This window comes from Pseudomonas cedrina subsp. cedrina, from assembly GCF_001983175.1.
Lineage (GTDB): Bacteria > Pseudomonadota > Gammaproteobacteria > Pseudomonadales > Pseudomonadaceae > Aquipseudomonas > Aquipseudomonas cedrina.
In genome coordinates, this window is record NZ_MNPW01000003.1 from 487115 (window position 1) to 500923 (window position 13809).

The 13809-nt window shown below is 57.2% G+C and carries 11 protein-coding genes; 2 read left to right on the forward strand and 9 right to left on the reverse strand.

The annotated features are described in order from the left end of the window. Positions 1-862: 862 nt before the first annotated feature. From BLL36_RS08080 to BLL36_RS08095, 4 genes are all read right to left on the reverse strand, one after another. The gene (locus tag BLL36_RS08080; protein WP_076950929.1) at positions 863-2305 is read right to left on the reverse strand and encodes a hypothetical protein; all 1443 of its coding nucleotides are present in this window, start codon (positions 2303-2305) and stop codon (positions 863-865) included. Between the two features lie 131 nt (positions 2306-2436). Continuing rightward, the gene (locus BLL36_RS08085) at positions 2437-3471 is read right to left on the reverse strand and encodes a lipocalin-like domain-containing protein (protein ID WP_231998989.1); all 1035 of its coding nucleotides are present in this window, start codon (positions 3469-3471) and stop codon (positions 2437-2439) included. 133 nt (positions 3472-3604) lie between these two features. Continuing rightward, positions 3605-6067, reverse strand: a complete 2463-nt coding sequence (locus tag BLL36_RS08090; RefSeq protein ID WP_076950930.1) for an ABC transporter permease — start codon at positions 6065-6067, stop codon at positions 3605-3607. Positions 6068-6069: 2 nt separating this feature from the next. After that, positions 6070-6738, reverse strand: coding sequence for an ABC transporter ATP-binding protein (locus BLL36_RS08095; protein WP_076950931.1), 669 nt, complete (start codon positions 6736-6738; stop codon positions 6070-6072). Between the two features lie 274 nt (positions 6739-7012). Here BLL36_RS08095 and pmrG point away from each other — a divergent pair, with 274 nt between their 5' ends. Continuing rightward, positions 7013-7675 (forward strand): lipopolysaccharide core heptose(II)-phosphate phosphatase PmrG, encoded by a 663-nt coding sequence (pmrG, locus tag BLL36_RS08100; protein ID WP_076950932.1) that lies wholly within the window; start codon positions 7013-7015, stop codon positions 7673-7675. Positions 7676-7852: 177 nt separating this feature from the next. Next, entirely contained in the window at positions 7853-9535 is a 1683-nt protein-coding gene (gene arnT / locus BLL36_RS08105) for a lipid IV(A) 4-amino-4-deoxy-L-arabinosyltransferase (RefSeq protein ID WP_076950933.1), read from the forward strand. Here arnT and BLL36_RS08110 read toward each other — a convergent pair. Genes BLL36_RS08110 through BLL36_RS08130 form a run of 5 tightly spaced genes read right to left on the reverse strand, consistent with a single transcriptional unit; the run spans position 9507 to position 13803 of the window. Then, positions 9507-10217: an ATP-binding cassette domain-containing protein gene (locus BLL36_RS08110; protein ID WP_076950934.1), complete on the reverse strand. Its 711-nt coding sequence runs from the start codon at positions 10215-10217 to the stop codon at positions 9507-9509. The two genes, arnT and BLL36_RS08110, sit on opposite strands and share 29 nt — an antisense overlap. Further along, positions 10217-10954 carry an ABC transporter permease gene (locus tag BLL36_RS08115; protein ID WP_076950935.1) on the reverse strand — a complete coding sequence of 246 codons (738 nt, stop codon included), beginning with the start codon at positions 10952-10954 and terminating at the stop codon, positions 10217-10219. The genes BLL36_RS08110 and BLL36_RS08115 overlap by 1 nt, the downstream gene beginning before the upstream one ends. Before the next feature lie 8 nt (positions 10955-10962). After that, a complete protein-coding gene (locus BLL36_RS08120; RefSeq protein ID WP_076950936.1) occupies positions 10963-12156 on the reverse strand; it encodes a YcaO-like family protein in 1194 nt (397 codons plus the stop codon). Then, entirely contained in the window at positions 12143-12949 is an 807-nt protein-coding gene (locus BLL36_RS08125; RefSeq protein WP_076950937.1) for a SagB/ThcOx family dehydrogenase, read from the reverse strand. Before BLL36_RS08125 ends, BLL36_RS08120 begins: the two co-directional genes overlap by 14 nt. Next, positions 12946-13803 (reverse strand): McbB family protein, encoded by an 858-nt coding sequence (locus BLL36_RS08130; RefSeq protein WP_076950938.1) that lies wholly within the window; start codon positions 13801-13803, stop codon positions 12946-12948. The genes BLL36_RS08125 and BLL36_RS08130 overlap by 4 nt, the downstream gene beginning before the upstream one ends. Positions 13804-13809: the final 6 nt, after the last annotated feature.

The window sequence follows — 13809 nt, forward strand, 5'->3', positions numbered from 1 at the left end:
CCTTACGGCGGGTCACTTTTGGAAAAGAGCCCCAAAAGTAACCAAAGGGCTCTTGCCCCACCACTCGGCACCTCGCCCAGGCTCGGTGTGCCCTCACTCCGGCTTGAATCCGTGGGCCGCCGCAATGGGCCATCCATGGCCCAGTGCGGCTAACCCGGCGTCCTGCCGGGTTACCCACGGATTCAAACCTGCGTTCGGCCAGCGTGGTTGACGGGGCGCCTGAGATCAAGATCAAAAGCCAGATCAAGAGCAGATCAAGAGCAGATCAAGAGCAGATCAAGAGCAGACTGAGGTCTACCTAATGTGTGTAGATCAAACTGTGGGAGCGGGCTTGCTCGCGAATGCGGTGTGTCAGTGACTACATCTGTTACTGATCCACCGCTTTCGCGAGCAAGCCCGCTCCCACAGTTTTAACCGAGTACACCAGCCCCATCACCGGTCGGCTCTAAGGCCGCCGCGCTCTTGCTTTTGATCTCGGATCGCCCCGTCAACCACGCTGGCCGGAATTCGACAGTGATTTGGGGGGTAAACCGGCAGGGATGCCGGTTTAGCCGCCCACGCGCCATGGATGGCGCGTGGGCGGCGGCCCCCAAAATCACTGTCGGATTACGGGCATGCCGAGCCTAGGCGAGGCACCGAGTGGTGGGGCGAGGACCTTTTGGTTACTTTTGGGTCCTTCCAAAAGTGACCCGCTGTAAGAGCGGAACCCTAAGCCGCCGTTACCGCAGCAACGGATATGTACACCGTCAAACCCAACAGCCTGGTCGGCCCGAAAGCCGCCACGGCAGATACCCATCTCACTTTCCCAGCAAAAAGGGGACAGCCCTGTCAGGCTGCCCCCCGGTTTATTTACACCATTGAATCAATGGATGATGTCCTGGGTGCAGATATGCCCAAAGGTCACGTAAGACACGTTATCGCCCCCCACGCCCACACCTGGAAACTCGTCCAGCTCAATACGCCAGCCACCGAAGTTGAAGGTAGTGTCCCAGTTGTAGGAAACGCCCGTGCTGCTATCGGCGAACTGCACCCGGTTTTCGCCGAAGCACTCACCGAGACCGGCGGTGGCCTTGGACGTGCCCGAACTGTCGGTGGTGGCCCTGAAGTCGGTCCAGTTGAAATCGGCCCCTTCGAAGTGCTTGTCGACACGCAATACCGGCGTGACACCCAGCAGCGGTGTACCCGTGGAGTCGGACCAGTTGGTGGACCAGGTCAAGGTCCGTGCGGCCTGGGTCGCCATCCAGTATATCGATGCCGGTACCCGCACGATGTAGTCCCCCTTCACGTCCGAGGTATTCAAACGCGGTGTGGAGCCCAGGCTCAGCTGATAGGCCTTGGTCGGGTCCTGTGCCACGCCAGGATTGGCCCGCACACGCACTTTCACGGTAGTGCCCGGCGTAACGCTTGGGTAAGTCGAGGTGGAGCCGGCCGGCACGGTGACCCAGTTGGCGCCATCGAAACGGTCGAAAATCCACTGCTCACGGCTGCCGTTCTCGTCGCCGGCCAGGTACATGCTCACACTTTGGCCGCGCACCGCCTTGAAGTCGAAGTAATCGACATCGTTGGCGCTGTCGAGGTTGCCAGTGACCTTGTTCATCGAGTCCGGCAGCACAAAGGCTGTCTGCGCGGTGTCGTTGGGCTCGTAGGCATCGATGTTGGCGTCTACCGCCACGCCAAAGCTGAACTGCGAGTTGCTGGCAACCTTGGCCACCATGTACCAGTAGTAATCACCGGCCGGCAACACACCGTCGAGGTATTCATCGGCACTGCCCGCCGCATCCGATGAGCCCACTACGCTGAGGTTACCCTGGCCGTCGTCCTGGAATAGCGTCAGCGACATATCGGTGCCCGCGCTCTGGTTGACCAGCTGCACCTGGATCCGCGCGTTCTGCGGCAGGTTGAAGTGATAGGCGAACTCCTCACCCTGCCCTACGCCGTCAATGGTGTAGAGGGTGTTGATGTCCAGGGTGGGAAACAGCGGCTCGAAGGCAGCGACGGCAGCACTTTTCGGCGCGGCCTGGCTCGGTTTTTTCAACTCGGCGATGACGGTATTGAAAGGCGCGGTCTTAACCGCCTGGGTGACAGCCTTGGACTGGCCGGCCTGGGCTGCCTGAAGTTTTTGCTTGAGGCTGGCCGGGACCTTCGCCGCGTCCAGCTTGCCGCCGGATTTGAGCGCTTTATCCACGGCCTGCCTGACCGCTTCTGCGCTGAGTTTTTGAGGGGTTTGCTCGGCCAGGGCAAAGGCCGAAACGAAGCAGGAGGCCGCCAGGGCCGCGCCCAGCATAAAGGCTTTTTTCGATTTCATTTTTTATCCATCCATAGTTAAAAACTGAAGGTCAGGTGACATCCGGTCACCTGGGATGGAATGTAGGATACAACTGGATGTATGTACAGTATTTTTTGATAATCCAAGAAATAAAGCCTACAGAAACCGCCCTAATACCCGGTCATCTCCAGATACCCCACCCCGCCCTCAAACTGCACCGGCCCCTCCCAGTACGGAATACTCAGGTTCATCCAGGCGTTCGGGTTGACGGCACGGGTAATGATATCCAGCTGTTTGCCCGGAATTTTCAGCGACCAGCGTGTGGGAATCTTGCGGCCGTCGATGTCGGTGGTTTCCAGCGGCGTCAACTGGATGTCGGCGTTGTGCAGGGTTTGGGTACGGCCCTCGCGATCGATCCAGGTGCCGGTCAGGTAGGCCGCCCCGTCGGTTTGGCGCACGCGGAACAGCATCACCTGCTCGCCACGGTCCAGGTGCAGGGAGAACCAGTCCCAACCGGTCTGGTTGGCGGTCAGCGGTTGGCTGCTCCATTCGCGGTCGAGCCAGGCCGGGCCGGTGACCTGATAGACCTTGCCGTTGATGCTGACGCTGCCCTTGGCGTTGAAAAACGGCTGGCTGTAGTAATACGACGCCTGACCCTGGTCGGATTTGCGGCTGTAGCCGTTGTCGCCCTGCAGCACCAACGGGCGTGTGGAAGTCAGGTGCAGGTCGTAGGCGAACTGCGCGCCGCCGGCCTTGAGTTGCATGTCCGACAATGGGCTGGCGGCGCCGGGGCGGGTGGCGAACGTCCAGTCGTCGATCCAGGCGTCGAACGGCACCGCCTGGGCGCCGGCCTGGCCGACGCCACCTCGGGCGAAGCGTTCGGCCGCGTAGTGGCGGGTGGCGGACGTGACGGCGGCGTGGCCAAGCCAGAGGGTTGAATCGCGCCAGCCTGCCTGGGTCGGTCCGGCCTTGAGGGCGTTGCGAAACAGCGTCCATTGCACGCCGAATGCATTGCCTTGCGCATCCTTGAGGTTGGCGGTGACGTACCACCACTCGATGCGATAGCCGGCATGAGGGCCATGGTCTTCAGGAAAGCTGAACACTTTGCCGGGCACCACCTGGACGAAGTCCGCCGCGTCACTGCCCAGGCCGGCAAAGCTTTCCTCGGGGATGGGGGCCTTGTCACAGGCGCTCAGCAACAACAAAACCAACCCTGTAGGAGCGAGCTTGCTCGCGAAGCTCGTCAACGATAACGCGCCCCCCCTGGCTGCACGCGGTGCCTGGAATACCTTCGCGAGCAAGCTCGCTCCTACAGTGAGCAGGGCTCGACACAGGAGGTTAATCTTCATTGGCAAACGTCCTCAACAAATCCGCCGGACGGCTGCGGTACAACTGCCACAACGGCCAGGCCGAGGCCAGCAAAGTCGCGAGCAACGCCAGCCCCAGTAATTGCGCGAGCTGCCATGGAAACACCTGCAACGGCAGGCGCCAACCGAAAGCCTGCACATTGATCACTGCATCCAGGCACCAGGCCAACAGCAGCCCGAGGGGCAAGGCCAGCACCAGCGTCAGTACCGCCAGCAGCCAGGTCTGGCCCAGGTTGAGCAGCATCAATTGCCGCCGGGTAACGCCCAGCGCCCACAGCGGTGCAAGTTGGCCCAGGCGGCTCTGGCTCTGGGTCAACAGGCTGATAAACAGTGCTACGCCGGCAACGCCCAAGGTCAGGCTGTTGAGCGCGGCCGTGGCGGCAAAAGTACGTTCGAACACCTGGCTGGACCAGCCCTTGAGTTGTTGTTGATCGATGATGCGGCTGTCTTGCAGGGCGAACTCGCGTTGCACCTCACGTATCAACGGCGCCACATCCGACGGTGCCACGCGCAGGTTGAAACGCGCCGGCGACAGCCCCGGCCAGTGCGCCAGCAAGTGGTGGGCATTGACCAGGACGTGGCCCTTGGGGTTGCCGTAATCGGCGTAGATGCCCACCAACCTGGGCGCCCATACGCCCTGGGGCGTGGGGATGCTCACGGTATCGCCGAGCTGCACGTCGAGCCTGCGCGCCAGTTGCTCGCTGAGCATCAGCGTGTCGCCTTGCTGCAGCTGGTCCCAGGGGTCGCCTGTCGCCTCGAGCAACGGCCAATGCTGGCGATAGGTCGGGTCGTCGACCACGCCAAACAGGTCCGCCGGCCACCCCTGCAATTGCACCGCGACCTGCCAGGTGGGCAGTACGGCCCGCACCAACGGTTGCTGCGCCAGCCAACCGCCGAGCTGCCGCGCCTGCGCCGGGTCTTGCGGGTTGAGGTACAGCTCGGCGGTGAGACGTTGCTCCAGCCAGTTGTTGAAGGTGTGACGAAACCCCGAGGTCATGGAGCCCGCGCCGATATTCGCGGCCAGGGCCAAGAGCAACGCCATCAGGGCCAGGCTCAGGGCCGGCAGTTGCTGGCGGCAGTCCGCGAGAAACCATTGGCCAAGCACCGAGCGGCTGCGTCCCAATACCGCCTTGAGCAGGCCATTGAGCACCACCGGCAAACCCAGGGCGGCACCCAGCAACAACGCGGCCATCAGCACAAAACCGGCGGCAAGGCTGTCACCCAGCCACAGCGCCAGCACGGCGATCAGCAGCGCTGCAACGGCCACCCAACCTTGACGTCGCAACCAGCGCCCATGCGCCTCATGCCAGGCCTGGGCATTGGCCAGGGCCAGCAACGGCAAGCGGGCCGCCCGCCAAAGGCTGCTGGCACCGGCCAGCAAAGCACCGAACAGGCTCAAGCCAAGCCCCGCCGCCCACCACCACGGGCTCAGATTCAATTGCCCTGGCAGCTCGGCGCCATACAGGCCACGTAGGCTGGCGGCCACATCCGGCAGCAGCAGGCTGGCCAGCAGGTAGCCGCTGGCCACGCCGAGCACGCCCCCCAGCAGGGACAACACACCGAGTTCTACGCTGAGGCTGAGGATCAACATCCGCACACTGACCCCGCAGGCGCGCAACGTACGCAGCAACCCGCGCCGTTGTTCCAGGGCCAGGCCGATGGCGGCGTGCACGATAAACAAACCCACCACAAAGGACAGGAAGCCCAGTGCATCAAGGTTAAGGTGAAAGCTCTCGGTGAGGCGCGCCAGGTTATTGTCCTCGCCCTGTTTGAGTTGCAACCCGGCGGGCGGCGTGGGCTGGCCAGCGGCGAAGGCGTTGTCCAGCAGCAGGCGCGACAGGCGCTCGGGCATGTCCAGCACGGGTTGGGCGAAACCGATGTCGGTGAGCAACAGGCCGGGGGCCATCTGCGCCTGGGCTTGCAGCGGCGGCAGCGAGTGGCCATTCAGGGTGATCGGCTGCTGGCCCTCGTTCAGCCCCAAGGCCTGCAAGGTCTGCGGCGCAATCCAGGTACGCCCGGGCGGGTCAAAAAATGCCAGCATCTGCGCCTGGCTCAAGCGCTGCCCCGCCACCGCGCCACTGCCGGGCAATGACAGCGGGTCGATGCCCATCAATTGCAGCCGTAGGTCTTCCAGCCCCTTGAGCTGCACCCGCCCCTGCACCACCGGGGACACCGGCCACCCGGCGCGGCGCAACTGGGCAAACAGCGCTTGGGGGAAACTGGCACCGTCCGGCGCGCTGAGGCTGGCCTGGGGTTCACCGCCGACCAACTGGCTGGCACGGGCGTAGCTGTCACGCGCCTGGCTGTTAAGGGCTTGCACGCCAATCAGCAGCGCGGTGGCCAGCCACAAGCCGGTGAGTACGCTGAAAAACTGCACGGGGTGGCGGCGCCAGTGGCTGAGCAGCGCGCGCAAGGTCCACTGGAACACGGCCATTTTCAAGCGGCGCCCGCGGGTACGACACGACCGCGGTGCAGCACCACCTGCCGGTCCAGCCGCGCGGCAATGCGCGGGCTGTGGGTGACCATCAACAGGCTGGTGGGGCTGTCGCGCAGCAGGTCCAGCAGCAGTTGCAGCACCTCGTCGCTGGTGGCTTCGTCAAGGTTGCCGGTGGGCTCGTCGGCCAATAACAGGCCGGGCCGCGACGCCAACGCGCGGCCCACGGCCACCCGTTGCTGCTGGCCACCGGAGAGTTGCTCCGGGTAGCGCTTGAGCAGATCGCCCAGGCCCAGGCGCTCCACCAACTGCGCCTGCCATTGCCGGTCAAACCGGCCCGCCAGCCGCGCCTGGAACGCCAGGTTGTCCTCGACCCGCAAACTGCCGATCAGGTTGAACTGCTGAAACACCAAGCCAATTTGCGTACGCCGCCAATGGGCCAGTTGCGCCTCGCTGAGTTGGTCGAGGCGTTGCTCACCGACCTGAATGCTGCCGCCATCCACCCGATCCAGCCCCGCCACCAGGTGTAACAGGGTGCTCTTGCCGCTGCCCGACTCGCCCATCAACGCCAGGCTGCTGCGCTCGGCCAGGTGCAGATCCACACCCGCCAACACCGCCAACGGGCCCTGGGGCGTGGCATAGCTTTTAAACACACCGTGCACCTGCAACATGACAACACTCGCTTGATGGGTGGCTATCGAGAATAACGGCTGTCGCTCAACGCCACGCAAATTTTTCACATGGATTTCACCGGCTGCCCACCCGGCCCACTCTACAGTGCCGGCCATGGTCATTCGCCGGCAACGTGCGGCTATTACGCTTGACCACTTTCAACCGCAACCTGTTCAGCGAAAAGACAGCCCCCCTGTGCCAGCTTCCGGCTCCACTACAGGCATTCGCCAACAGGTTGCGACTCACTGACACGACACTGCCCATGGTGATGATGTGGTTAACCTTACCTTGACCAAACCGCGTTCGCGACGGGCCTTTATCAAGCGCCTGCAACCGCTGTGGCTGGGGACCGCGGTGGTGGGTTTGCTGCTCGCCGGCAACCTGCTCTGGCACGCTTCGCCAACGGACCTGGGCATCGGCAAGCGCCTGCTGACATCCCACGTGCTGCCCCTGTGGCGTGACGGCGACCTGATCGTGCTGGTGCGCCATGAAGAGCGCTGCGACCGCTCGGCCAACCCTTGCCTTGGACCTGTTGAAGGCCTGACCATCAACGGCAGCCAGCAGGCGCAAAACCTGGGAAATGCCTTTAGAGCACTGGGCATGGACGGTAGCGACGTACTCGCCAGCCCGGCCATCCGCACCGCCCAGACCTTGCGTTTCATGTTCGGCAAAAACGAGCTGACCTCCGGCCAGCAAGCCGTCTGTGGCGCGGCCATGGGCGAAGAACTGCTGAGCCACAAAACCCCGGGGCGCAACCTGGTTTTCGTCACCCACAGCGGCTGCATTGCCGACTTCGAAAGCACCCTTGGCTTTCCCCACGCCACGTTTCCCCAATACGGCAGCGCGCTGTTCGTGCAGGTACTGCCCAACGGCACATTCAAGCCCTTGGGTATCGTCAACAACCCGGATTGGCCCACCGCATTGAAGCAACTCTAGCCACGTTCCCGCCGGCCTGTTCAGTAAAAAGACAGCGCTGTTCTGGCATGTTGAGTTGCGCCCTTTATTCAAGGCCGTCATGAATTTCTTCCGTAACCCAGTGAATGCTGTGACCTCTTCTTCCATCAGTTCATTACTTCAACAACCCACCACTAAACGTCAGGGAGCGACGTCTGCATGACTCGATTAAAACCCCTGCCAATCCTGTTGCTGGCCTTTGCCGCGTTTTACCTGCTGCCCCTGGGCTTGCACGGTTTATGGACGCCCGATGAAACCCGCTACGCCCAGATCAGCCAGGAAATGCTCCAGAGCGGCAACTGGATAGCGCCGCATTTCATGGGTATCCGCTACTTCGAAAAACCCGCCGGCGGCTACTGGTTGATCGCCCTGGGCCAGGCGGTGTTCGGCCAGAACCTGTTCGGTGTGCGCATCGCCTCGGCGGTGACAAGCGGCCTGAGCGTGCTGCTCGCCTACCTGATTGCCCGCCGCTTGTGGAATGACCCGCGCAAAAGTTTTGCCTGCGCCCTGCTCTACCTGAGCTTCGGGCTGGTTGCGGGGCAAGCGGGCTATTCCAATCTCGATCCGCCATTCACCCTGTGGGTCAACCTGAGCCTGGTGGCCCTGTGGTTTGCACTCGACAGCGCCACACTGCGTGGCCGTCTAGGGGCCTGGGCGGTCGTGGGCCTGGCCTGCGCCATGGGTTTGCTGACCAAGGGCTTCCTGGCCTGGGTGCTGCCGGTGCTGGTTGCCGTGCCATACATGCTCTGGCAACGCCGCCTGGGCGAATTGCTGCGCTATGGCCCGTTGGCCATGCTGGTGGCGGTGCTGATAAGCCTGCCGTGGATGCTGGCGGTGCATTTGCAGGAACCGGACTTCTGGCGCTTCTTTTTCTGGAATGAACACATTCGCCGCTTCAGCGCCGACAACGCGCAACACGTGCGGCCCTGGTGGTTCTTCCTGCCGATCATCGCGGTGTCGTGCCTGCCTTGGGCAGGACTGCTCCCCGCCACCTTGCGCAAGGCCTGGCAGGAAAAACGCCACCCCGCGATCCTCTTCCTGGCCTTGTGGTTGCTATTGCCCCTGGGTTTGTTCAGCCTGAGCAACGGCAAACTGCCGACCTACATCATGCCGTGCCTGCTGCCCCTGGCATTGCTGATGGGGCATACCCTGGTCGACCTGATCAGCAGCGGCCGCGCCCGCACAATTTGCCTCAACGGCCTGCTCAACTTCGTGATCGGCATGGTCGCCATGATCGGCCTGATCTACCTGCAAATCGCCCGGCCGCTGTACAGCAACAGCCACGCCGAGATGTTCAGCCTGTCCCTGGCCTTTATCGTCTTGCTGGGGTGGGTCCTCAGCAACCTGCTGCAAGCGTTTCGCCCGCTGACGCTGTGGGCGATGCCGGCCCTGGGCATCGGGCTGTTGGTGATACTGCTGCCGGCGAGCATGCCGGGGTGGATCGCAAATAACGAAATGCCCGACCAATTTGTGCTTGAACACCTGCAGGAACTGCAGCAGACCAACGCCCTGCTGAGCAACGAACTCGGCAGCGCCAGCGCCCTGGCCTGGCGCCTGCAGCGTCCGGAAGTGGCGCTGTACGACACCGAGGGTGAGTTGCGCTACGGCCTGCAATACGCCGGCGCGGTGCACCGCAAAGTGGAACTGGAACAGGTCCAGACCTGGCTAAACGACGCGCGCCAGCACGGCTCCGTAGGGGTACTGATGCGCGTCAGCAGCACCAGTGAAATGCGCGAGGCAGGGCAACTGCCGCCTGGCGGCAAGCGATACTACAAGGGCTGTCTGGAACTGATCCTGTATCCGCAGTTGCCCGCTACTCACGCAGGCTCGCCGCCTGAATAAAAGCTTCATCCAGGCTCTTGGCACCGTACGCACTCATAAAGCCTGGTGCGTCGTTGAAGCGATTGAAGCGGCGCTGGCTGAGCATGTAGAAATCATCGCAGTGCGCGACGATCTCATCGACGTTGTGCGATGAAACCAGCACCGCCACACCCTCCGCCGCCGCCCCCTCCAGGCATCGCCAGATGTGATAGCGAAACTCAGGATCGACACCCGCGGTGGGCTCATCGAGTATCACAAGGTCAGCGTTGGCGCAGAGCAGCGACAAGGTGAAAAACCAGCGCTTTTCGCCGTAGCTGCAGAGCGAGGATTTTTTGTTCCAGATTTCACAGTAACGCTGCGCAATGCCAGGGCTCCATTGCTCGATTTTATCCAGCGCATGTGCTTGGGTGACCTGGGTGTCGGCGCAAAAAAGCATGGTCATTTTGAAGATGTCGAACATGCGCAATACGGCGGGCGTGCTGATGACTTGCGACAGATAAAGCAGCTTCGAAAAAGAGTTGGTTATCTCGCCGCCATCCATTTTCTTCAGGCCACAAATCACGTCAAAAAAGGTGGTTTTACCGGAGCCGTTAGGGCCCAGCAGACCGGAGATCGAACCCGCCTTAACTTCGAGCGAGGCGTTATCGAACAAAGTATGGGATGCATATCTGACATCAAGCGAACTTACGATTAGCCGTGCCATCAGTAACGACTCCAAACAGGGTTAACCCGGAGAAAGCGAACCATTAGTAGAAATGTAATCCCAAATAAAACACCCACTATCAGGACAACCCATCCGTGTTCTGCCACCGCAGCCAACATAATATTGTTTGCCCATCCCATCGGATTAAAAAATCGAATGACGGCAAGAGTGGGGTGTGAAGAACTGACACTTACGATACCGAGTGCCAACATTGCCAAGGATAAAATTGAATAAATCGTGCTGGCGTTCTGAAAACCTACGGGGACCAGCGTCAATAAAAGCGAAGGGATGGAGAAGAGGAGGAAACAAATATAGAACCGTCCGATGATGTCGAGGTATTCGGCGACTTGGACAGAGGACTGCCGCGTCAATACGTAGAAAACGGAGCAATACAGTATTGAAACGACCGAATAGGCAAAAAACTGCCCGGCAAGGAAGATGATTTTCGTACGAGGGGTATAGACGAAAGACCGTAGAAAGCCGCTTTCTCTGCGGCCTACGATGTAAAACGCCAAACCGAAGAACGCCACACTTGAAGACACGAAAGCGTAAAACCAGGAAGTGCTGGACATGTAATCGTCGTACGCGCCACTCACTGGCGCCCTCGTGTACGTGATCAGATAGTACGTCACTACCGGAGAAATGACTGTCCAAAACAATGCGACAGGCTCTTTCAATTGTTCTTTGATGAACAATAGCGCTAACAGAATGGGTTTAGACATAGAGTGCAGAGTCATTACTCACCTCATGGAAACGGAACCATTTTTTCTGACCGAGAGCCCAGTATTGAAGACTTAAACCCTCTAGAGTATTTATTTACTGAATTAAAGTTTTTTGAGTTATTCATATGAAGAAATAGATCAGGAGAAACGTATTTAACAAAAATCCCTCCTTTTCCATCAACCCGTTCAATTTTTGAATAAAAATAGCCAAAAACATCCAGTCGCCTTAATACATCTAACAATCGCGGCAGTGTGAAATCCTGCGAGGGCCTGGAACTTCCACACTCCAAAACATCGGTAATGTCCTGATAGGTCTCGTAAGTATTGCAACTTAGAAAATAGCGAATATAAGAATCTTCGAGCATTTCTTGTCTAGAATCAGTCGCAATAAATAAATTCATAAAACGAAAAGTCTGCCATAACTCAAGCAAGGACTTCTCCATTGCCACAGACATATCCAATGCATAAGCCAACCCTGCACAATATTTAACGTGATGACTAACATTGCTTTGCCCAAATACAACCAGCATACAAACCCCGGGAAATCTAACGTCTGAGATATCTAAAAATGTAATTTCTCCTGAAGCTGCAAGAGCGTTATATAGATGCCGAACCTCTTGCCTCTTCAACAGCTCTTTGGCATGCATTGAGGAAATCCGAGTACAGCATTTTTTCGTGAGCCAGAACCTGATAAGAAACTGGCGTTCTAGATACTCCTTCACGGCCCCAAAAAAGGCGATATTTGGGTTCCAATGAAAGCTGCATCCACATGTATCTCGGAGAGGATAGAATAAGCTGTCTTTACCTAATCTATACGATGAAAGCGAAATACAGGCGGTCGGAATAAAACATCTTGAAAAGTCAGAGGCTCTAACAACTTCACTCAAGGAAAATTCATACCCCTCAACCTCCGCACACGACGTTTTTTTTGATGCCGTTTGTACAAGTGCTTTCGAAAAACTACAAACCTCATGGTCTGCTAAGGTTTCACTGAGACACCCGCGCTTTATTGAAACGACCTCTCTGTAAAAATGACGACGCTCAAAATATTCACCTAAGGCGGTTTTGATCGAGTTGGAACCACCCCCAACCCCCGATCCATTTACCGAAAAGGCGTCTGAAACTTCAACAGAGTGAGGTAGAGTGAGAATGCACGCAGGCTGAAAAAGGAGTATTCCCGGCAAATCCGGCTTATGCATTGCATTAATAAGTTTCATGCTGCTTGCCTATAAAATGAACGCACATTGGGAAGAACAGGGCTGGATTTATTCCTAAGGCCTTACAAAGCATCGAGTCTGTGTATGCGGACCAAAGCCGACACGCCAACCCCAAAGATTTAGCTTGAAGTTCGACAAGCATGTAAATTGAGCCAACTTCCATCAGCGCCATCCGGTACCCACGATACCGATATTTGAACAAATTTTTAGGCATATAAACTGCGTAAATTAGCGCGAGGCTGGGCATTCCAATGTCATGAGATAAGGGCAGCAGTGCTGCTTTCAACTCTTCGATGTCCGTCCCAATCTGCATTACTTCGAATTTTCTGGATCCGGGAAGCAAATGGAGAATTTTTCCTACGCAGGGCCAATTAGAATTTTCCTCAGTCAGCGAGCAGAGGAAAATTTCTGCAGGGTAAAGCGCCCCCCCGCTAGGATATCCTCTTTTATATGAGTCACTACTCCGTGAAAGTAGTGGCCACATCAGTTTTTCAACGTCCGAGAAATTCAAAGGCAGAGGTGAAAAATGTTTACAAGACTCATTTCTGTACGATGACTTCTCTCTGTCCTCTTGGGACAGCGTCATCTCCACCGTTAGATTCATATCGGGATAAAAAGTCAGTTCATTCCCGGTCAGTTGGGCAAGATGCTTTTCATCCAAACGATGAAGGCACGTACGGTCTTTAATCGCGTTATGAAAGGTAAAATTCCCCTTACAATGAAAATCAAGTACATCCTCATAGACCGAAGGATCTATGAATCTAAAATAGTAATCATGAGGAATATTTTTCATCCGTCCGCCCTCAAGCAATCACACATATACCAGTGCGAATTAGACTCTTCAAAAACCTGGCCATCAACCAATTGGAGGTAGGAACTGTGCAGGACATTATCTTGGTACTTAAACCCGTCACTATGCTCGGTGAAAAATCTTATTTTTTTGCTAACCGCACCGACAACAATCATTTCCTGATATAGACTTAGTGCATTAGCAGGAATACCTACTTGTCGATTCCTACAGAACGATAGAATGCTTGACCAGTTGTTCTTTGCTGGCATTATCGCCTCATTATTAATAAGTCTATCAACGGCACAGAAATGACAAGGGTTTCCTATTTCTGGTATATAAGGTTGCCCTATGCAAAAAACGCTACCCATTTGCCAGCAAACGCATATAGCGCTTTTAGGTGACGCACGCGCTAGATCAAAATATAGATTCTTGACGCTTTCATAATCATACGAATAGCACAACAAGACGATAAAAAATCTGAACGTCTTATCCGGGTCAACCAGTCCACTTTTGAACGATTTAAATTCCAAACAGCCAGGCAGCTCGCCCCTGAATAACTCTTCTACGTCAACCTTACCTTTCCAGTCATGGATAATGATCGTTTTTTCAAAGTACATTTCTTCAACACATTTGAATGGAATGATTTTTTCCAAAAACTCGAATGCGTCATTTTGAACTAATCCATTTTCCGCGAGTACTTCATCCAACTCTACCTTAGTCATTACATTCGATAATTTTAATTTTCTAAGCACATTGAGCAGAGGCTCTGAATGGATTTTAGAAATTCCGACGTCAGACACGACAAGACTTTCTTTGTCAAGGTTCAGAATTTCATAATTGGGTATTATTATATTCATGGCGCG

What these genes read in the sequence shown, in the direction of transcription:
- BLL36_RS08130 (WP_076950938.1), bottom strand. Translation starts at nt 13,803, where the DNA reads ATGAATATAATAATACCCAATTATGAAATTCTGAACCTTGACAAAGAA.
- BLL36_RS08090 (WP_076950930.1), bottom strand. Translation starts at nt 6,067, where the DNA reads ATGGCCGTGTTCCAGTGGACCTTGCGCGCGCTGCTCAGCCACTGGCGC.
- BLL36_RS08110 (WP_076950934.1), bottom strand. Translation starts at nt 10,217, where the DNA reads ATGGCACGGCTAATCGTAAGTTCGCTTGATGTCAGATATGCATCCCAT.
- BLL36_RS08095 (WP_076950931.1), bottom strand. Translation starts at nt 6,738, where the DNA reads ATGTTGCAGGTGCACGGTGTGTTTAAAAGCTATGCCACGCCCCAGGGC.
- BLL36_RS08080 (WP_076950929.1), bottom strand. Translation starts at nt 2,305, where the DNA reads ATGAAATCGAAAAAAGCCTTTATGCTGGGCGCGGCCCTGGCGGCCTCC.
- arnT (WP_076950933.1), top strand. Translation starts at nt 7,853, where the DNA reads ATGACTCGATTAAAACCCCTGCCAATCCTGTTGCTGGCCTTTGCCGCG.
- BLL36_RS08125 (WP_076950937.1), bottom strand. Translation starts at nt 12,949, where the DNA reads ATGAAAAATATTCCTCATGATTACTATTTTAGATTCATAGATCCTTCG.
- BLL36_RS08115 (WP_076950935.1), bottom strand. Translation starts at nt 10,954, where the DNA reads ATGACTCTGCACTCTATGTCTAAACCCATTCTGTTAGCGCTATTGTTC.
- BLL36_RS08120 (WP_076950936.1), bottom strand. Translation starts at nt 12,156, where the DNA reads ATGAAACTTATTAATGCAATGCATAAGCCGGATTTGCCGGGAATACTC.